The sequence below is a fragment of the Acinetobacter portensis genome, assembly GCF_010646905.1.
Classification (GTDB): domain Bacteria; phylum Pseudomonadota; class Gammaproteobacteria; order Pseudomonadales; family Moraxellaceae; genus Acinetobacter; species Acinetobacter portensis.
Window position 1 is genome coordinate 2,928,181 of record NZ_JAAARQ010000002.1, and the last position, 20,755, is coordinate 2,948,935.

Here is a 20,755-nt window from a genome sequence, read left to right on the forward strand (position 1 = left end):
TAAGACGATTTAACAAAAAGCTTGTATTGGAGTTACACATGAAAAAGACATTTTGTGCATTAGCAATTGGGGCTACAGTTTTCACACCAATGATGGCAACCGCAGCAGACGTACAAATTTATGGTCGCGCACATGTATCGCTAGATTATTTAAATGATGGTGCGGAATATGGTGAAGCCAACCTATCATCAAATTCTTCACGTTTAGGCTTCAAAGTAAATCAAAAAGTAAATGATGACTTAAATGTATTTGCTCAAATTGAACAAGAAATTAACTTCGCAAGCGGTGGTAACGATTCTAAAGGTGTTGATTTTGCCACGCGCGACACTTTTGTTGGTTTAAAAAGTAATGCCTATGGTCAAGTCCGCGTAGGTCGCTTCGACAGCCCATTTAAAGTTGCTCGTAGCCCTGTAAACCATTTTGGCGACATGGTTGGTGATGTCCGTAATGTAACACGTCAAGGTAATTTGAAGTTTGATGAGCGTAATGCCAACACCATTGAATATAAATCACCAAGTTTTGGTAATGGTTTCAATGTTCTTGCTGCACTTTCAATGCATGACAAAACCCAAATTGAAAAAGAAACCGATACAGGTGATGGCAAAAATAACAATAAAGCTTACGACATCGCCTTAACGTATAAATCTGGCGCAATTGATGCCGCTGCTGCATATGAAAAATATGAAGAAAATGCATCAAATAAAGCAGGTTCAGGACGCGACTCTTTCCGCCTTGCAGGTGCTTATAATTTTACAGAGCAATTTAATTTAGGTGCAATGTATCAATTCTCTCAACACGATGATGACAAAGCCAATCCTGATGTTCAAATCTTTGGTGTATCGGGTGAATATAAAATCACACCAAAAACATCTGTTCGTGGTGAATACTTCTACCGTGATGTCGATGCTAACGATGCAAATGCAAGCTTAATTGCAATTGGCGTAGAGCATAAAATTGATAAAACATTACGTGTATACAGCAACTTGGCAACTACACTGAATGGCGACAACTCAGACATTACGCCATGGAAAGAAGGTCGAAGTACTTCTGTAGCAGGCGTAAAAGGTGAAAATTCAACCGCCCTATCTCTAGGTTTACGTTACGACTTCTAAGTTAAAGCTTCATAAAAAAAACACGCAATAAGCGTGTTTTTTTTATGCTTCAAATTTAATGAAATATTACTTTTTCAAGAAACCCGAAACTAAATTCATCACATTCGCAATATCTGCATTTGCTTCTGTACCACTTGATTGCTCACCTTTAGGTGTTAAAGAATCAATAATTTGTGGAAGAACAGTTGAAATTGCGCTAAGTACATCTTGCTTAGGTGCTTGAGCTTGCGCTGCAACCTGTTCAATTTCAGCATCTGAAAATAAGTTTTGAACATGCTGAGGATCTACGGCCGCATTATCACCAGGTCCTGTAGAAACCCAATCTTCTACTTGGCTTGTAAGCCCTTGACCTTTCAAACTATCCAAAGCGCCTTGTAAGCCGCCTTGTTTTTGAATCCATGCAAGTACCAATGGAAGCACAGCTATCAGTAATTGTGAACCACCACCTGCATTTGAATTTTGCTGAGTTTGTCCACCACCCAACTGACCTAAAACTGATCCAAGTACTCCACCCAATCCACCAGTATTTGATTGTTGAGATTGACCACCCAATTGACCTAGAACCGACCCTAGGATTCCCCCTAAACCGCCTTGTTGCCCCTGCTGTTGATTGTTACCAAGTGCTTGTTTTGCCAAAATTTCTACAATATCATTTAAGTTTGTCATTTTTATTTATTCCATGGTTTGTTTAGGTTAAAAGAATACGATGAAAAATTTAAAATCTTGCCATTAACATTGTTAATATTTGCAATCTTTTAAATTTTTGATGATTTATCTTACCATCTAAATTTATTCCAATTTTCAGGATTTGCCCAAAATTTAGAATTAAACCAATCTGGTACATGCTTATACGTCAAAATATTAAATTGCCATAAAGCGAAGTCATTGTCATGCATTGTTTTATCAATAAGTTGCGTGAAACCTAAAGATCGAAGTAGCTTTTCATCATCCAACCTCGATACAACTACTAACCTTTTCGCCATCAAATCACGTAATTTAACCAATAATTTTGACTTATCTTGCATCGATAAATTTAAGGTTTCATCTGTATCAAATAAAACAAAAGCTAAGTCATAACGTTGTGTAAATGGCAGATTTAAAAAATCAGATACGTTAAAATAGCACCATTGAATTGTTTGATTAAGATCGTATTGCTCTAAATTTTGACCAATACAAATTGCAGTATGAACGGGCTGTTCTTTCGATAAATCGTCTAGCATTGAAGTGATGACGTTTAATTCAGCCATAACTGCATCCTATTTAAAAGTGAGTATCTTCATGGAATTACAAGGCATTTGCCACAAAATGCACGCAGGCCTCAAGGATATTAGTGTAACCGATCACCAGACACACAAGGCAAATGTAGAATATAAATTTATCTTAGATCGCACAGAATTTGATCTTCCATTCAGTTTAGGTCAAGAAATTGAATTAGAAACTTCAGGAAATATTTATTGTATTTCTTGTGGTACAAAAACATCTAAATCTTTTTCTCAAGGTCACTGTTTTAAATGCTTTAAAACAAAAGCATCTTGCGACATGTGCATTATGAAACCTGAAACTTGTCACTACCATTTAGGGACGTGTCGAGAGGAAAGTTTTGCGCAAGAAGTATGCTTCCAGCCTCATATTGTGTATTTAGCAAATTCAAGTGCATTAAAGGTTGGCATTACACGCTTAGGGCAAATGCCTACGCGTTGGTTAGATCAAGGTGCTACCCAAGCACTGCCGATTATGAAAGTAGGCTCACGTCGCCTCTCTGGTCAGCTTGAAACTATGTTTGGCACACAGGTCGCAGATAAAACTGATTGGCGCAAACTTCTAAAAGGTGAAGCCGAGCCTTTAGATTTAATTCAACTGAGAGATGAACTTTTAATTGAGTTTGAATCACAAATTGAAGAAATTCGTGATGAATTTAGTATGAGTTTAGATTTTAACGAAAATGTTGAAATTCTAGAAGATGAACTCCCTCGCGAATTTATTTACCCTGTAAACCAATATCCTGAAAAAGTTAAATCACATAATTTAGATAAAACCCCCGTTATTCGAGGGAAACTTCAAGGTATTAAAGGGCAATATCTCATTTTAGATACAGGCGTAATCAACATTCGTAAATACACAGGCTACGAATTAAAAGTTCGATCTGAATAGAATAATGACATTAATTTAAACCGATATACCATTTTAGCGATATCGGTTTAATTTTTTGAAACTAAGTTTTTATCTTATAAATGCGTTATGACTTTATATTTAATAGATTATTGTTACAAAAAAACCACATTCAATCTTTCAAGCTTATACGGGATAAACTTAATAAAATAAGTATTTTACATATTTATATAATGAAAAATTAAATGATAAGAATAAGTAATTTACATCATAACAAATATTCATATATTTGCTAATCCACTCATAAGACTCCAATTTAATTCATAAAAAAACACTTATACCCCGCTACAATCACATTATAAAAAATAAAGAAACGATACGAAATACTCATTAATGCTACACATATTCAAAAAATCGAATCAGGTATTAAATATTGTATCTGCTAATAAGCCGATGAAAAAAAATGATCTATCAATTCCAAAGCAACAGGATGTTGCCTAGAAAGCATCTATCAAATGTCTTCTCTATTAAAAAAGGTTCTTTAAATGCAAAAATCAACCAAAATTCTTTTTGCAACACTCATTCCCACCCTACTTGTTTCAAACACTTATGCTAGCGAACAAAGCGATGCAAAAGGTTTTATAGAAGATGCAAATGGCTCTGTTCTTTTTCGTACAGGATTAAATACCCGAGATAAAAAAAATGGAAAAGCCGATCAAAATTCTGCAGGTCAAAGTGCAATCTTCAAATTAGATTCAGGCTTTACTCAAGGAACTATTGGTTTTGGTGCAGGTATTCTTACCGATGGTGGCTTTAAAATTGGAAACAATTTTAACGCAGGTCCAGACATGATTCCTGCAGAAAATCAAGGTAAAACCGATGAGTTTGGACATGTAACACCAAAAGATCATTGGCTTCGTGGTGGTGGTTACATCAAAGCACGAGTATCTAATACCACCTTGGTTTATGGTACACAACTTGTAAATTCACCAGTATTTGCTAGCAACTTAGGTAGATTGGCACCTGAATATTACGAAGGTCTTTCTATTACCAGTCATGAAATTAATAATCTTGAATTATCTGCAGGTAAATACACAAAAAATGTGCGTTCTGGTCAAGTCGGATCAGATGCCAATAATCTTGATAAAGCCATTACATGGGGTGCTAAATATAAAATCAATGAGCAACTCAATGCCTCATATTATGGTTTAGATATTAAAGATCGCCTAAAACGTCATTATGTAAATACCAACTTCAAACAATCTTTAAGCAATGATCGCTCACTCACTTACGATTTAAATGGTTATCACACAAAATGGGATCCTGACGGAAATACCTATTCAGAAACCACAAACGATAAAAATGATCGTGCAAACACCATTTGGTCAATTTCAGCTACATACAACACAGGTCCACATAATGTGATGTTGGCTTACCAACAAAATATTGGTAACACAGGCTATGACTACAACAATAATGGCGATGGTGGCGCAAGTATCGCCTTACCGAACTCATATTTATCTGACTTTGCCGGTGCAGGCGAAAAATCGGTAAATCTTCAATATACCTTTGACTTTAGTGCATTCAATATTCCAGGACTAACATGGACATCAGCCTATGTCTATGGTTGGGATATTAATGTCGCAAATGCAGATCGAACAAAACTAATTACAAGTAGTGCCAAAGAAACTGAATTTTTCAACCAAATTAAATACACCGTACAATCTGGTTTTGCTAAAGATGTTAGCTTCCGCGCAAGAAACTATATATATCGTGCAGATGAGGCGTATCGTGACAATTACATGCCAAATACCAACGAATGGCGTATCTTCCTAGATATTCCAATTACATTGTTTTAATTAATTTTCTTTCTTGCATAAAAAACTCGGATTCTAAAATCCGAGTTTTTTACATCATTTAAATTATTTTCTACATTACTTAATTTTAGCTTTCGATTTTAAGTAAGCTGTATAAGCATCTAACTCTTGCTGAGCGCGAAGCTGTTGATACAACTTAGACACTTCTTGAACTTGCTGTTCTGGTAATGCAGATTCCAATGGATCTTCAACCTTAGATACAGCAACAACAACCATTTCGTTTGCTAACTCCGCTGTAGTTGTAGACCACATACCTGCTTTAGGTGGCATTACACTAAAAGCAGCACGTTCAATTGGACGCTTCAACAAACCATCAGCACGAGTAAACGTTCCTGCATTTTCAAATTTAATCCCACTCTCAGATACAACCACAGCAGCAGGTTTTGTTTTGAAATCATTTAATGCTTTTTGGATTTTAGCTTTAGCAGCTAAATATGCCTTTTGTTCAATCAATTTAGCATTCACACGAGGTGTTGCTTCTTTTAAGCTTTGAACACCCGCAGCATGATAATCACGAACTTTAACCCAAACAACATCGCCATTTGCTAGCTGAATGCTACTTGTTACATTACGATCGCCATTTTTAACGTCATCGTTAAATAATTTCGCTTTAACAGTTGGATCACTCAATACTGCGTGATGAGATCCTAATGAAAAGTTTTTAACCGCTTCAACTTTAGTGCCTTTTACTTCCTGAGTAACCACATCTAAAGAATCTGCGCCAACCACCATTTCATTTAAGCCATTCACAGCATCAGCAAAAGCATTTTCTGTTTTCGCTTTTTTCAGCTCAGCAGTTAAACGTTCTTTTTGACTTTCAAGACTTGGGACATTCACGCTTGGTGTTTGTGTCTGAATAATTTCATAACCAAATTGAGTTTTTAATGGTTTAGAAATCTCACCTACTTTTAAGCTTGCAACTGCCTTATCAAACTCAGCACCAAACAAACCTTTATCGTAGGCAGCTAACTGACCGCCTGTATTCTTAGACGTTGTATCATCTGAGAATTTTTGAGCAACAGTTGCAAATGACTCACCTTTATTCAATTCAGCATAAGCAGTGTCAATCAATTTTTTAGCATCAGCATCTGTTTTACCATCTGTAGCCACTAAAATATGCTTAATAACAGGTTCTACTTTCGCTTTTTCAGTTTCAATGAATTTTTGATATGCTTGTTGCAAATCTGCATCAGAAATGACAGCTTCTTTCGCACCAAACAATGCAGGTGTTACAAGAATATAGTCTGCATTTACACTTGCAATTTGTTTGAACGTATTTGAATGCTTATTGTAATAATCTTGAATTTCTTGAGGTGTTACTTTGATGTTCTTTTTATAGTCATCAAGCTTAATACTTGCCAAATGCAAGGTACGCTTTTCTGTTTGTAAATCGACAATTTGTTTAAGGTCGACTTTACTGACCAAAGCAAAATCAGAAACAGAAGTCGTCAAGTTTTTCAAAGCATGATCTTGTCTAATATTCATAATAAAAGACTGACTATTTGGAAAGCCTTGAGAACTTAAATAGTTTGCAAACAATTCTTCAGAAAACTTACCATCTTTTTGGAAACTTGGTTGTTGTGCAATCATTTGCTCAATTTGAGTATCGCTTAAAGCAATGCCCAATTTTTCAGCTTGTTGTAATAATAAAGTGCGCGCAACAAGCATATCCAAAGCTTTATTTTTAATGAAAGACTGATTTAAAAGCGTCTCATCACCATTTGTATATTGTAAGTATTGCTGTTGAAACGATTTCGTCAGCCCTTCTAATTCTTTTGCAGAAATATCTTGGCCATTTATCGATTGAACTGAATCTTTAGAGTTTCCACCACTAAAATACCCTTCAATACCTACAAGTGCTAAAGGGGTCATAAACAAAACGAGCAACGCTTTGCCCAACCATCCTTTAATAACTTTACGAAAAGATTCCATAAGTATTCCAAATTTTATTTACGCGAGATTTTAACCGAAAACCCTCTATGAAAGAATGCATCCGAGCAGTAATTTATCATTATTCATAAAAAAACGCGCCGAAGCGCGCTTTTTATAAATTTAAAAGATTAAGCAACAGAATCTTTTAAACCTTTACCAGCTTTGAAGCTTGGTACTTTGCTTGCTTTAATTTGTAGCGTAGCGCCAGTTTGTGGGTTACGACCAGTACGTGCTGCACGTTCTTTCACAGCAAAAGTACCAAAACCAACTAGAGTAACAGTATCACCCTTCTTTAAAGCTTCTGAAATTGAAGCAATTGTCGCGTCTAAGGCTTTACCTGCATCAGTCTTAGACAATCCCCCTTTTTCTGCAATCGCATCAATTAATTCTGATTTATTCATGAAGATTAAGTCCTCTTAATTCGTTTATTTAAAGTACAGAAGTTTAATTTGAATTACTGTAATGCCTTTATAGCAATGGTTTAAGTGTAAAAGCAATACTTACCCCACCCTTTTATGCAAAATAAATTGTAAAAAACCGATAAAAATCGTGAAATGATTCAACATATTTCATTTTTCCTTAATGAGTTTTTTTATTTCCTTATTTTCTTCTAACAAAGAATCTACTTTGCCGCTCAATTCTAATACTATTTTCTCTAAATGGTGAAGATCTTTTATCGAAACTAACCCAATTTTATTCAAAGAGTGACTAATACTTTGGTCTAAACGCTTTTCCAATTGATTTTTAGTTTCACTAACGGAATCTTTGACTTTCACCGAAACTTGCTCAACAGCCAAATCTGCCATTTCGATCGTTTTAGACTCAAGCTCCTCCCCAACTTGTACTAATGAGTCAAACAACTTATTTCCTTCTTCTTCTGCACGTGAAAAAGCACCTAATCCAGCCAACCAAATTTGCTTTGTATACTTTCTAAAATCCAAGGAAGATTTCTTATTACTATTTGTTTTTAATTTATTTTTATGCATCAAATCTTGATCAAGTGCTTCCGCATTATCTGCATTTAATATTTTTTTCACTTTAAAATTCTCCATAATGTTTTATACCTAAGCAGATATATACATCCTCATATTTTCACCATAATAGCAAAACTAATGCTTGCGACTTTTGCTAAACTGTTCTACAAAGCAACATTCTATGTATTTTTTCAACGTCCTTCATACATTCGTAATTTAGGACGCGCTTGTTTTAAAGGGATTAAGTTTCATGAGCGAATCGCAACAAAAACAAAATGATACACATTTGTTGCTCAACACAGTTCTAATTGTTTTAGAAACTATTTTTACATTAATCCTAAAGCATGACCGTGTAATTGCATTACAAGCAAAAAAGTTTGTAGACAACAAAGTTTCAATTAAAATAAATAGTTACATTCCATTTTTTGACATTTATGTTCAATTTAATGAACACGGCATTCTATTTGATGCCAAAGCTCCTGCTCAGGCGGTAGATCTAGATGTACGCACATCACTAATGGATCTTTGTAAGATCTTTTTACTTGGAAATAAACGCAGCATAAAAACAATGCGCATTGATGGTGATTTAACGCTCAAAGATGAATTTAAAGATTTACTTTTACTATTTAATGCGCCCAAGATTCTTTCCGATTGGAAACAGTGGTTAAAAGAACCTACCGATGAACAAAATATTGTTACATCTAAAAAGCGTATTGCACCACTTTTAGAAAAAATCGATCAACAACGTTCAAAAATCAATTCATTACACGTTGAAGTTAAACAATATAAAAACAGAATACGTCGTATTGAACGCAAACATAAACAAATGAATTTTTTATTTATTTCAATAATTGTGCTTTTAACAACACTTTTAGTATATAATATGCTCCCATAATTATTACTAAAAAATTCAATCTTTCCAAACACATTAATCAACCATAAAAAACTTGACTATTTTAGTCAGGATTCATAAAATCAGCATATCTAGTCTAACCATGTGTATCGAATCATGCGCTTAACCACTCGCGGTCGCTACGCAGTGACTGCTCTAGTTGATTTAGCTTTGCAGCCAACTGAACAAACGATCACTCTTGCTGAAATTGCATCTCGTCAATCTATTTCTGTAGCCTATCTTGAGCAATTATTCGCGAAACTAAAACGTCATGGATTAGTTTCGAGTGTTCGTGGTGCCAATGGTGGTTATCACTTAGCACGCAATGCCGAAGATATCACTGTGTTAGAAATCATCGAAGCTGTAAATGAAACCGTTGATGCGACTCGTTGCGACCATAAAGGCAACTGCCAAAATGGTGCAATGTGCTTAACTCATGATTTATGGCAAGAACTCTCCCACCACATCGCCGATTATTTAGGAAAGATCTCACTTGCTGATCTTGTAGCTCGAGACAACGTACAAACCGTTGCAATTCGCCAAAATTCAGCTTCTTTTGATTCAGACTTACTATCGGTTACAGGTATTTGACATGAAACGTCCAATTTATCTAGATTACGCAGCAACAACTCCTGTTGACCCTCAAGTTGCAGAGCGCATGATGGAGTGCTTAACTTTTGATGGCACTTTTGGTAATGCGGCTTCTCGTTCTCATGCTTACGGTTGGCAAGCAGAAGAAAAAATTGAATATGCACGTGAACAAGTTGCTAACTTAATTAAAGCAGATCCACGTGAAATCGTATGGACATCTGGCGCAACTGAATCAGATAACCTTGCACTTAAAGGCGTAGCTCAATTCTACGCATCTAAAGGCAAACACATCATTACAAGTAAAATTGAACACAAAGCAATTTTAGATACTTGCCGTGAATTAGAAGAAGAAGGTTTTGAAATTACCTATATCGAGCCACAACCAAAGACAGGTTTAATTACACCTGAAATGGTTGAAGCTGCGATTCGTCCAGATACAATTCTTGTTTCACTCATGATGGTAAACAACGAAATTGGTACTGTGACTGATGTTGCTGCAATTGGCGAAATCACACGTGCTAAGAAAATTTTCTTCCACGTAGATGCTGCTCAAGCTGCTGGTAAAATCGAAATCGATCTTTCTACAATGAAAATTGATTTAATGAGCTTCTCTGCTCACAAAATTTATGGCCCTAAAGGCATTGGCGCACTCTTTGTTCGTCGTAGTCCTCGTGTACGCCTAAAAGCTCAAATTCATGGTGGCGGTCATGAACGTGGTATGCGTTCAGGTACTTTAGCAACTCACCAAATCGTGGGTATGGGTGAAGCATTTGAACTTGCTGGTAAGAACTTAGCATCAGAGCAAGCCCGTATTCGTGTACTCCGCGATCGACTTTGGAATGGCATTCAAGATTTAGAACAAGTTTTCTTAAATGGTCACCCAACTCAAAGCGTTGCAAACTATTTAAATGCTAGCTTCAACTTTGTTGAAGGCGAATCTTTAATGATGGCTTTAAAAGATGCTGCGGTTTCTTCTGGTTCTGCATGTACATCTGCAACATTAGAGCCATCTTATGTACTTCGTGCATTGGGTCTTTCAGACGAACTTGCACACAGTTCAATTCGTTTCAGTTTTGGTAAATATACAACTGAAGCAGATATTGATCATGTTCTTGAAGTGACTAAAACTGCAGTTCAAAAATTGCGTGATCTTTCACCTCTTTGGGATATGTACAAAGACGGTGTTGACCTCTCAACTGTTGAATGGGCTGAGCACTAATTCATCCCTCTCGAGACAAATTCAAGTGAACTTGTCTCGTTGATAAACTTAATTTCATCCCCATTTAATACTAGGCTGACCCCGAGTTTTGGAGAAGCGTCATGGCTTATAGCGAAAAAGTAATTGATCATTATGAAAACCCTCGTAATGTTGGTGTTTTAGATAAAAACGCTGAAAATGTTGGTACTGGTATGGTTGGCGCGCCAGCTTGTGGCGATGTAATGCGCTTACAAATCCAAGTAGATAGCAATGGTGTAATTGAAGAAGCTCGCTTCAAAACTTACGGTTGCGGTTCTGCAATTGCGTCTAGTTCTCTTGTTACAGAATGGTTAAAAGGTAAAACTTTAGATCAAGCTCAAGAAATTAAGAACATTGATATTGCAACTGAACTTGCTTTACCACCAGTGAAAGTACACTGCTCTGTTTTAGCTGAAGATGCAATTAAAGCTGCTGTAGAAGACTACCGTAGTAAAAAAGCGAAAGCTTAATTGTTTTGCGTATTGAACAAAGTATCACGGAGTTTTCATGATCAATTTAACTGAAAATGCTGCAACTCATATCAGCAATTACCTGAAAAATCGTGGTAAGGGTGAAGGCATTCGCATTGGCGTGAAAACTGCTGGCTGTTCAGGTTTGGCTTATGTACTAGAATTTGTAGATGAAATCGACACACATGACCAAATGTTTGTTCAGCATGGTGTAAATGTATTCATTGACCCGAAAAGCTTAGTTTATCTTGATGGTATGGAGATGGACTACGTAAAAAATGGCTTAAATGAAGGCTTCGAATTCAACAACCCAAACAAGAAAGGCGAATGTGGCTGTGGCGAATCGTTTACAGTTTAATATTTAATAAGCTTTTCTGCGAATTAAAACAGTGTTCAACACTGTTTTAATCGTATTCAATGTATCTGATTTTCAAATTTATCGTGGACCCAATCCCCATGAATCATTTTGAGTTGTTCAATCTTCCAGTTGCACTTGATATCAATTTAGCGACACTCAAAGCCGAGTTTTTAAAACTTCAACAGCAATATCACCCAGATAAAGCCGAAGATAAAGATCAAGCATTAATCAAATCAAGTGAAATTAATCAAGCATATAAAGCCTTATCAAATGTAGATAGCCGTGCCGCTTACTTACTGAGCTTAAAAAAGCAAGATTATCACCTTGATCAATCGATTGGTGATTTTGAGTTTCTTCAGTCTGCGCTAGAAATTCGTGAACAACTTGATGAAGCCAATTCTGCTGATGATCTTCAATCGCTTAAAAAAGAAGTTCAACAATGGATTGATGGCTTGGTTCGTGAATTCAAAATTGATTATGATGATGAAGATTGGGCAGAAGCCCGAGATACTGTTCGTAAACTTCGCTTCTTTCAAAAAGTTTTAGCAGACATCCTTAAAGCTGAAGATCGTTTCTTAGATGACGATAGCTTTGACTTAGATGATGACTTTTAAGCTTAAATCATTTTTTAAATTTTTAACTTTTAACGTGCAAAGGATGTAACACAATGGCTCTCTTGCAAATTGCAGAACCAGGTCAATCAAGTGCACCGCATGAACACAGAATTGCGATTGGTATCGATTTAGGTACAACTCACTCCCTGGTAGCAACGGTTCTTTCAGGTAAAGCCAAAGTGCTCAATGATGAACAAGGCCGTGTGTTACTTCCATCTATCGTGCATTATGCGAATCAAAAAACGCAATTTGGCGATGATGCAAAACCATTTCTTACCACAGATCCTAAAAACACAATTACATCTGTAAAACGTTTTATGGGTCGTTCAAAAGCTGATATTAAGTTTCAACACCCCTACACACTTGTGGGTGAAGATAATCAAATGCCTGCTTTTGAAACTACACAAGGTCATAAAACACCTGTTGAAATTTCAGCTGAAATTTTAAAGCAATTAAAAGATCGTGCAGAATCAAGCTTAAAAAATGAAATTAATGGCGCGGTTATCACTGTTCCTGCTTATTTTGATGAAGCTCAACGTCAAGCAACACGTGATGCTGCTCAACTTGCAGGCTTAAATGTTTTACGCCTTCTAAACGAACCTACCGCCGCTGCGGTTGCTTATGGTTTAGATCAAGAAGCAAACTTAGAACATGACCAAAACTATGTGATTTATGATTTAGGTGGCGGTACATTTGACGTTTCAATTTTACGTTTTTCACAAGGCGTATTTGAAGTTTTAGCTACTGGTGGACATACTGCGCTTGGTGGTGATGACCTAGATCGCTTAATTGTGAAATGGGCTAAAAAACAATTAAACATTGAAACTTTAGATGATGTTGCATACGCACATGCAATTGTATCGGCACGCCAAGCAAAAGAAGCTTTAACCGATATTGAATTAGTCGAATTAAAACTTGCCGATCAATTATTAACTTTAGATCGCCCAACCTTTGAAGATATTATTAAAGTTGCTTTAGACAAAACCATTAGCGTTTGTAAACGTGTAATGCGTGATGCCAAACTTGAATTAGATGATATTCAAAATGTAGTTTTAGTGGGCGGATCGACTCGTTCTTACGCTGTTCAAAAAGTGGTACGTGAGGTCTTTAATCAAGAACCACTTTGCACAATTAATCCTGATGAAGTTGTTGCGATTGGTGCATCCATCACTGCAAATCAGTTGATTGGTAACTCGAAAGACGGCTCATTACTTTTAGATGTTACACCGCTATCACTTGGTTTAGAAACTATGGGTGGATTGGTTGAACGTTTAATTTCACGTAATACCGCCATTCCAGTTGCACGTCGTCAAGAATTCACCACTTACCAAGATGGTCAAACAGCAATGTTGATTCATGTGGTTCAAGGTGAACGTGATTTGGTTGAAAACTGTCGTAGTTTAGGTCGTTTTGTTTTACGTGGTATTCCGCCTATGGTTGCGGGTCAAGCACGTATTGAAGTCACTTATCAAGTCGATGCAGATGGCTTATTAAGTGTCTCTGCAAAAGAAACAACTTCGGGTGTTCAAGCTCAAATCGATATTAAGCCATCTTATGGTTTATCTGATACCGATATGGAACGCTTGCTTGTTGATGGTTTCAAATTTGCTGAAGAAGATAAAAACCTTCGTCACTTACAAGAAACTAAAGTTGAAGCAAAACGTGAACTTGAAGCACTTGAACAAGCTTTAAAAGTAGATGCTCATCTTTTAGATAGTGAAAAGCTTAATCTACTTTCAAAAGCAAAAACACATTTAGAAACGCAACTTGAAACATCAGAAATCAAAGCTATTGAAGATTCGGTTGAACAGCTTAAAATATATAGTGATGCATTTGCAGCTGCTCGTATGAATCAACACATTGATGCCGCTTTAAAAGGCACCAAGCTTGATGACTGGTCAAACTCAAACTAATTTAAGGTAAAAAATATGCCACGTATTAAAGTTCTTCCACATGCGCAAATTTGCCCAGAAGGTGCTGAGTTTGAAGTTGAAGAAAATGCCAATCTTTGTGAAAGCTTACTCAAAAACGGCATTAAGATTGAGCATGCTTGTGATATGTCAGCTGCATGTACAACTTGCCACGTTGTTGTGCGTAAAGGCTTTGATGGCTTAGAAGAAATGAATGATGTAGAAGCCGACTTGCTCGATCGCGCTTGGGGTTTACAACCTGACTCTCGCCTATCATGCCAAGTTAAAGTAGTTAATGAAGACTTAGAAGTTGAAATTCCGAAGTACACCATTAATCATGCTTCTGAAAATCACTAATCGATTTTCAAAATAAAAAAACCACGCAGTAGCGTGGTTTTTTTATATCTCAACTTAAATTTTAAATATCATCAATAAAATATTAAACTCTATCTTCTTCAACAATCACTTCATCAGCTAAACGAAGCTTCACAATCCCTTGAGAATTGGTAAGCTCTTGTTGAGTTTGAATACGCTTAATCATTTTTTCTAAAACTTGAATAAGCTTTGAATATTCAAAATTTTGTACTTCATCAAAATTTAATAGCAGATGGAAGCCTTTATATTCGTAATCAAACCATTGCTGATATTCGGCTAGATCTGACTTGTACTTTTCCATCACCTGCCAAGTTTGCACAGGCTCTTGAATACCTTTCAAAGAAATTGGCGCTCTTGGTGCACATAAAAAACTACTTTTGACTAAATTATACGTACCTTCAGATACTAAAATTTCATCGACCTCAGCAGCACTTTGCAAACGAGCAGCTAAGTTAGCATCACGTCCAACAATAGTATAAGCCATACGATATGCCGCACCATAGTTCCCGACGTGGCAATATCCCGTACTAATACCCATCCGAATATGTAAGGCTGGATATCCCATCTTAATCCATCGTTCGCGCAATAGTTTCATTTGCTGACGCATGGCAATAGCCATTTCCACACATATTTTAGCATCCTGCTCTGCACCTTGAGAGTTTGGATCGCCAAAGAAGATAAGAATGGCATCACCCATAAACTTATCGACTGTTGCCTCATAGTGCTTTGCAATTTCAGTCATATGACTTAAATAGTCATTTAAGACAAATGCTAAATCATCTGGAATAAGTGTTTCAGATAATTCAGTAAAGCCTTGAATATCTGAAAAGAAAATTGTCATTTTCTTACGTTTGTATTCAATTTTTGCTTCAGACTCACCTTTCATAATCGATTGCCACAACTGTAAAGGCGCATAGCGACTTAGCTGATTTGCAAATTCCATATAACGATGCATCTGTGAATAGTAATATTCTTGTTTTGCTGTTGCCATTTTTACACGGCGAATTTGATAAATAGAGCCCATACCAAAGAAACCAATCACGCATAAAAATGCAAGAATGGTTAATTCACTACTCGTTTGTTCAAAATAAGGACCAAAACCAAATAAAAATATATTGGAAAAATAAAAAACAACAATACCAAAAAGACCTGATATCGCAATCAGAATAAAGGGAACTTTAACGTTTATAACAGTATATAAAAGTGCAATTAAAACTAAAAACGTCAGCACCAAATTCAAATGAATTGCAGAAAGTATGACTGCAACAATTGCAATATCTATAATAAAAAATACATTACGCTTAATGCGTGAATTATTATATTTATAATCAAGCCAACGACTTAACTTTGGTGTAAAAATAAGTAAAAGAACAAGAAAAACAGGAATATATATTTGGAACGAAGTTTCTGGATATGTAAAGTGATAAACAACCAAAATAAGCGCAAGGCTGCTATATCCTACAATCCTATGTAGATATTCAAACTGCTTTGGCTCTCTGTCCATCCAACTGTCTAATGACAAATCCTTTCTCCCCAAGGATTAAAGCCACGAAAACTACCCGTGGCTTAATAGAATCGATCAGTCCATTCTCCAGTCAAAAGGCATTTCACCTTGACCACGTAGAGCAAGCATTAAAGTCTGACGCATATGCGCAAGTACTTCATTGCTATATGGAACTGCTTGTGTTCCCCAAACTGGTTTAGGCCAAGCAACATCATTTTGATAACGTACAACATGATGAAAATGCAACTGAGGAACCATATTCCCAAGTGCTGCAACATTCATTTTGTCTGCACGAAATACGCGAGATAATTGACTAGATAACCAGCTAGATTCACGTAAAAATTGTTCTTGGTCCGCCTGACTAAGTTCATATAGTTCAGTAATTCCTGGCACACGTGGAATCAAAATGAGCCAAGGAAATTGCATATCATTCATTAAACGACATGTTGATAACGGAAAGTCGCCGACAAAAAAAGTGTCTTGAGCAAGTTGTGGATGCAAACTAAACATATCTTTATTCATGATGCAAATTAGAATGATGGCTAATACTACCACATCCCAAAGGACGTGAATATTCTATATAACGTGTTTCATTACAAATAACTGATCATTTGTTTTGAACTTGGTCATACATTTATATGTAATATTTTCTCTAGAAAAATACAAGCATCTACTGAAATATATTAAAAAAATATGACCAACGACCTATTCCAAACCATCCATTTAAGATGGTTTGAGTTCCTTAATTAAGTGATTCAACAAATCATTAATAAACTGCAAACGCTTCGTATAATCCTCTAGCATCACCATAACTCTCAAACGCTGCCCACCATCCATTCGATAATAAGTGGGCTGTTTCTGCATCATTTGAATAATACTCATCGCCTGAACTGGTGTATCTGGTGAAAACTCAACATATCCACCATTTGCACTTATATCAACCTTCGTCATTCCAAGTATTTCTGCTTTTAAACGTATTTGATGTACTGCAAATAATTGTTTAACCGATTGTGGTGGAATACCAAAACGGTCTATCAATTCCATACGAATATTATCGAGCTTTTCTTGAGTATCGGTATTACTAATACGCTTATAGAACAATAGGCGTTGATGCACATCACCCAAATAATCATCTGGAATAAGTGCTGGCATATGTAAATTAATCTCGGCGGTTAGTGATAACGGTGCATCAAAGTTTGGTGTTTTGCCTTTTTGAATCGCTTTAGTCGCCTTTTCAAGCATTTCCATATACAAACTATAGCCAATCGCTTGCATAGAACCACTTTGTTGTTCACCAAGTAATTCACCTGCACCACGAATTTCCAAATCTTCCGTTGCAAGCATAAAACCTGCACCCAAGGTAGAAGCACGCTGAATAGCATCTAAACGCTTCTCAGCATCGCCTTTTAAGCCCTTGATAGATGGCACAAGTAAATAGGCATAAGCCTGATGATGCGAACGCCCTACACGACCACGTAATTGATGTAATTGCGCTAAACCAAGTTTATCTGCACGTTCAATTAAGATGGTATTGGCACTTGGAACATCAATCCCTGTTTCAATAATGGTTGAGCAAACCAAGACGTTATATTCTTTATGATAAAACTGCTGCATAACTTGTTCTAGTTCACGCTCGCGCATTTGACCATGTGCTACAGCAACTCGGGCTTCAGGCACTAAATTACGAATACTTTCAGCAGCACGTTCAATGGTATCTACTTCATTGTGTAAAAGATAAACCTGACCACCACGAAGTAGCTCACGTAATATCGCTTCTTTAACTGCATCATTCGTGTGTTCTTGTACAAAGGTTTTTACCGCTAAACGACGTGCAGGTGGTGTCGCAATAATAGATAAATCACGCATTCCACTAAATGCCATATTCAAAGTTCGTGGAATTGGCGTTGCGGTTAGAGTTAGCATATCGACATCGGCACGCATGGCTTTAATGCGTTCTTTATCACGCACACCAAAACGATGCTCTTCATCGACAATCATTAAACCTAAGTTTTTAAATTGAATGTTTTCTTGAAGAATTTTGTGCGTACCAATCACAATATCAACTTTACCATCGGCTAAATCTTCAATGGTTTTGTTATGTGTTTTGGTAGAACCAAAGCGTGAAAGCACTTCAATACGCACAGGCCAATCTGCAAAGCGATCTTTAAAAGATTCATAATGTTGCTGAGCAAGTAAAGTTGTAGGAACAAGTACCGCAACTTGTTTGTTATTTTGTACGGCAACAAATGCTGCACGCATTGCCACTTCTGTTTTACCAAATCCAACATCACCACAGACTAAACGATCCATAGGTTTTGCAAGTTGCATATCGTAAAGCGTTGCTTCAATGGCATTTGCTTGATCTAATGTTTCTTCATAAGCAAAGCCCGAAGCAAATTGCATATAAAGTTTTTCATCACGTTCAAAACCAAAACCAGGCTTGGCTTGGCGACGTGCTTGAATATGTAAAAGTTCCGCTGCAACATCATGAATTTGTTCTAAGGCTTTACGTTTTGCTTTCGACCATGCATCTGTGCCTAGCTTATGTAATGGTGCTAAATCTGGGTCACCACCACTATAACGGCTAATTAAATGCAAATTAGTCACAGGCACATACACTTTGGCAGCATCGGCATAATCAAGCTGTAAAAACTCATGGTCTTGATCATCAATACTTAAGGTAATTAAACCTGCATAACGCCCTACGCCATAATCGATATGAACCACAGGTGCACCAATACTCAGTTCAGTTAAGCTACGAACCAAAAACTCTTCAGAGACTTCCTGTTGACGTTTACGACGACGCTGAACAACACGATGCTCATACAATTGATTTTCAGAAATAACACTGAGCTTTCCTGAAATTACCAAGCCACGATCTAAAGGTGCGCTTGTAATTGCAATAGCATGTAAAGATGTTTGAAATTGATCAAAAGTATCGACATTCGGAATATCACCCAAAGATGCTCTTAATGCATCTTTAAGTGTTTCACGTCGACCTGCACTTTCCGCCACAATTAAGACAGGATAAGTCACATCATCGACATATTTTTTAACGGCAAAAAATGGTTTTTCTTGTTTTGGATCTACAGCTAAACGAGGCGGAGTTTCAGTATTTAAATTGGTAACACCCACTTTTTCATCAAAAACTTCAGACGATGCAATAATTCGACCAAAACTATTGATTTGTTCTAACACCTGATTCGGTTGTAAGAACAAATGTTCAGGTGGCAAAATTGGCTGATCTACATTGTGTCGACGATCTTCATAGCGACGAACAATATCTTTCCAATAGTTTGTTAATTCATCATCTAAATGCTTATCTGTAATGACAATGCCATTCTTTGGTAAGTAAGATATTAGCGTGCTTTGGCTTTCCATGTCTTTTGCTTCAAAGAACAATGGGAAATAATATTCCAAACCTGGTGATGCAATTCCTTCTAAAGCATCTTGATAAATAGGATTTCGTTTAGGATTTGCAGATGGAAATACTTCCGCATAACGATCTCTAAATATTGCTCGACCTTCTTTTAAAGGAAACTCTTTTGCAGGCAACACAATAAATTCTTTTAAAGCTTCAGTTGTGCGCTGTGTTTCAGGATCAAAAAACTTTAAGCTTTCAATTTCATCATCAAATAAATCTATACGAATAGGCGCATTTTGCCCCGACGCATAAATATCCATAATACTGCCACGAACAGCGAATTCCCCATGATCATAGACTGTATCTACAAGGTGATATCCTGCTTGAATAAGTCTGATTTTTTGTTTTTCTAAGTCAAATTTCTGCCCGACTTCAATATCAAAATGCTCACCTAAAACCCAAGTTGTTGGTGCGACACGTTGTGCTAAAGTCGTTGCTGAAATAAGTAAAATACCCTGCTGAGGCATATTAGACAAAATAGACAAACGCTCTGAAACGATATCTTGATGGGGAGATAATCGGTCATATGGCAAAATTTCCCAATCGGGAAAAATAGTCGGCTTTATACCATAAAACTCGAGTTCGCTTTCAAGCTGCCCCAAATGCTGATTATTACGTGCGACAAGAATAAATAGCTGCTTATTTTGCTTGCTGATTTCTTTAAAAAGCAAAGCTGTCGCAGAACCTTGTAAATTACCAATCCAGCGTTTTTCGCCCGATTTAAGGCGTTGCAAATTCAATTGAGATATTTCTTGTTGGAACATTTAATCTAGCTTTTAAAGTGGAAACAACGTGGTTCATATATTAGCACGATGATTTTTATGAATTGATTACTTTTTATAATAGAAAATAAACAAAGCTGAGATAACATCCTTGTCATTTCAAGCTAGAGAATTTAATTTTTACTTTTTATCTCGAATAAAATTTCGATAATAATCATTCAAAAGTTTCACTACCTGCTTAAACTCAGTTAAGTTTTCTTTTGTATTTTCTAAACGCGCAACAAATCTTTGCGTTGAGATTTCTAAATCAATTTTTTCATTAATGATCATACCCGCATCATAAAGTGCTTTTAAGTCATCAAATTTTTTCAGTCTGCGATTCGACAAATATTCCAAGCGTTCCGACCATTCATTAACGATGACACCATTGATGATAAAACCTCGCTCAACATCATATTCAATGTGATTTTCTTTTAAATAGACTTGTTCAGGTGTTTCTTTATCACTTTTGAAGAAATCGACAATTTTATTTAACATTTCAATTCAAACTTCATACAGCATTTTGCTGTGTATTTTATTCCTCAAATTGTTTTTAAGCGAATCTATATGACATATAAAAAAAGATGAACTATCCGAGTCCATCCTTATATGTTT

Annotated in this window: 20 protein-coding genes; 11 read left to right on the forward strand and 9 right to left on the reverse strand. The window is 36.3% G+C overall.

The features are described from left to right. Nucleotides 1–38 precede the first annotated feature (38 nt). Nucleotides 39–1,112, forward strand: coding sequence for a porin (locus tag GTK57_RS13825; RefSeq protein ID WP_152873544.1), 1,074 nt, complete (start codon nucleotides 39–41; stop codon nucleotides 1,110–1,112). A gap of 66 nt (nucleotides 1,113–1,178) precedes the next feature. Here the strand turns inward: GTK57_RS13825 and GTK57_RS13830 are convergent, their stop codons facing one another. Both GTK57_RS13830 and GTK57_RS13835 read right to left on the reverse strand, forming a co-directional pair. Beyond that, a complete protein-coding gene (locus GTK57_RS13830; protein WP_163124256.1) occupies nucleotides 1,179–1,778 on the reverse strand; it encodes a YidB family protein in 600 nt (199 codons plus the stop codon). A 110-nt stretch (nucleotides 1,779–1,888) separates the two neighbouring features. After that, nucleotides 1,889–2,359, reverse strand: coding sequence for a DUF6231 family protein (locus GTK57_RS13835; protein ID WP_152873542.1), 471 nt, complete (start codon nucleotides 2,357–2,359; stop codon nucleotides 1,889–1,891). A gap of 31 nt (nucleotides 2,360–2,390) precedes the next feature. Between GTK57_RS13835 and GTK57_RS13840 the strand changes: the two genes are divergently transcribed. Beyond that, nucleotides 2,391–3,263: a DUF2797 domain-containing protein gene (locus GTK57_RS13840; RefSeq protein WP_152873541.1), complete on the forward strand. Its 873-nt coding sequence runs from the start codon at nucleotides 2,391–2,393 to the stop codon at nucleotides 3,261–3,263. Between the two features lie 503 nt (nucleotides 3,264–3,766). Next, nucleotides 3,767–5,080 carry an OprD family outer membrane porin gene (locus tag GTK57_RS13845; protein WP_163124259.1) on the forward strand — a complete coding sequence of 438 codons (1,314 nt, stop codon included), beginning with the start codon at nucleotides 3,767–3,769 and terminating at the stop codon, nucleotides 5,078–5,080. 75 nt (nucleotides 5,081–5,155) lie between these two features. Here the strand turns inward: GTK57_RS13845 and GTK57_RS13850 are convergent, their stop codons facing one another. The 3 genes from GTK57_RS13850 to GTK57_RS13860 all read right to left on the reverse strand — a co-directional run bounded on the left by GTK57_RS13850 (nucleotide 5,156) and on the right by GTK57_RS13860 (nucleotide 8,082). After that, nucleotides 5,156–7,030 (reverse strand): SurA N-terminal domain-containing protein, encoded by a 1,875-nt coding sequence (locus tag GTK57_RS13850; protein ID WP_152873539.1) that lies wholly within the window; start codon nucleotides 7,028–7,030, stop codon nucleotides 5,156–5,158. Between the two features lie 128 nt (nucleotides 7,031–7,158). Further along, nucleotides 7,159–7,431, reverse strand: coding sequence for an HU family DNA-binding protein (locus GTK57_RS13855; protein WP_152873538.1), 273 nt, complete (start codon nucleotides 7,429–7,431; stop codon nucleotides 7,159–7,161). A gap of 168 nt (nucleotides 7,432–7,599) precedes the next feature. After that, nucleotides 7,600–8,082 (reverse strand): phasin family protein, encoded by a 483-nt coding sequence (locus GTK57_RS13860; RefSeq protein WP_407925922.1) that lies wholly within the window; start codon nucleotides 8,080–8,082, stop codon nucleotides 7,600–7,602. A gap of 172 nt (nucleotides 8,083–8,254) precedes the next feature. Here GTK57_RS13860 and GTK57_RS13865 point away from each other — a divergent pair, with 172 nt between their 5' ends. The 8 genes from GTK57_RS13865 (at nucleotide 8,255) to fdx (ending at nucleotide 14,433) form a co-directional block, all read left to right on the forward strand. Beyond that, complete coding sequence (locus GTK57_RS13865; protein ID WP_163124262.1) at nucleotides 8,255–8,899, forward strand: hypothetical protein; 645 nt, start codon at nucleotides 8,255–8,257, stop codon at nucleotides 8,897–8,899. A 114-nt stretch (nucleotides 8,900–9,013) separates the two neighbouring features. Next, the gene (locus GTK57_RS13870) at nucleotides 9,014–9,487 is read left to right on the forward strand and encodes an Rrf2 family transcriptional regulator (RefSeq protein ID WP_163124266.1); all 474 of its coding nucleotides are present in this window, start codon (nucleotides 9,014–9,016) and stop codon (nucleotides 9,485–9,487) included. Between the two features lies 1 nt (nucleotide 9,488). Next, on the forward strand, nucleotides 9,489–10,706 hold the full coding sequence (locus GTK57_RS13875; RefSeq protein WP_152873535.1) for an IscS subfamily cysteine desulfurase: 1,218 nt from the start codon (nucleotides 9,489–9,491) through the stop codon (nucleotides 10,704–10,706). Between the two features lie 101 nt (nucleotides 10,707–10,807). Then, on the forward strand, nucleotides 10,808–11,194 hold the full coding sequence (iscU, locus tag GTK57_RS13880) for a Fe-S cluster assembly scaffold IscU (protein ID WP_152873534.1): 387 nt from the start codon (nucleotides 10,808–10,810) through the stop codon (nucleotides 11,192–11,194). Nucleotides 11,195–11,231: 37 nt separating this feature from the next. Further along, nucleotides 11,232–11,552, forward strand: a complete 321-nt coding sequence (gene iscA / locus GTK57_RS13885; protein ID WP_163124280.1) for an iron-sulfur cluster assembly protein IscA — start codon at nucleotides 11,232–11,234, stop codon at nucleotides 11,550–11,552. Nucleotides 11,553–11,650: 98 nt separating this feature from the next. Further along, nucleotides 11,651–12,166, forward strand: coding sequence for a Fe-S protein assembly co-chaperone HscB (hscB, locus tag GTK57_RS13890; RefSeq protein ID WP_152873532.1), 516 nt, complete (start codon nucleotides 11,651–11,653; stop codon nucleotides 12,164–12,166). 53 nt (nucleotides 12,167–12,219) lie between these two features. Then, nucleotides 12,220–14,079: a Fe-S protein assembly chaperone HscA gene (gene hscA / locus GTK57_RS13895; RefSeq protein WP_163124283.1), complete on the forward strand. Its 1,860-nt coding sequence runs from the start codon at nucleotides 12,220–12,222 to the stop codon at nucleotides 14,077–14,079. Nucleotides 14,080–14,094: 15 nt separating this feature from the next. Further along, entirely contained in the window at nucleotides 14,095–14,433 is a 339-nt protein-coding gene (fdx, locus tag GTK57_RS13900) for an ISC system 2Fe-2S type ferredoxin (protein WP_152873530.1), read from the forward strand. Nucleotides 14,434–14,515: 82 nt separating this feature from the next. Here fdx and GTK57_RS13905 read toward each other — a convergent pair whose 3' ends face one another. The 4 genes from GTK57_RS13905 to GTK57_RS13920 form a co-directional block, all read right to left on the reverse strand. After that, nucleotides 14,516–15,973 (reverse strand): adenylate/guanylate cyclase domain-containing protein, encoded by a 1,458-nt coding sequence (locus GTK57_RS13905; RefSeq protein WP_163124286.1) that lies wholly within the window; start codon nucleotides 15,971–15,973, stop codon nucleotides 14,516–14,518. A gap of 57 nt (nucleotides 15,974–16,030) precedes the next feature. Beyond that, a complete protein-coding gene (locus GTK57_RS13910; RefSeq protein ID WP_152873528.1) occupies nucleotides 16,031–16,465 on the reverse strand; it encodes an HIT domain-containing protein in 435 nt (144 codons plus the stop codon). 213 nt (nucleotides 16,466–16,678) lie between these two features. Then, a complete protein-coding gene (gene mfd / locus GTK57_RS13915; RefSeq protein WP_163124289.1) occupies nucleotides 16,679–20,143 on the reverse strand; it encodes a transcription-repair coupling factor in 3,465 nt (1,154 codons plus the stop codon). 138 nt (nucleotides 20,144–20,281) lie between these two features. Then, nucleotides 20,282–20,638 carry a hypothetical protein gene (locus GTK57_RS13920; protein ID WP_163124292.1) on the reverse strand — a complete coding sequence of 119 codons (357 nt, stop codon included), beginning with the start codon at nucleotides 20,636–20,638 and terminating at the stop codon, nucleotides 20,282–20,284. Nucleotides 20,639–20,755: the final 117 nt, after the last annotated feature.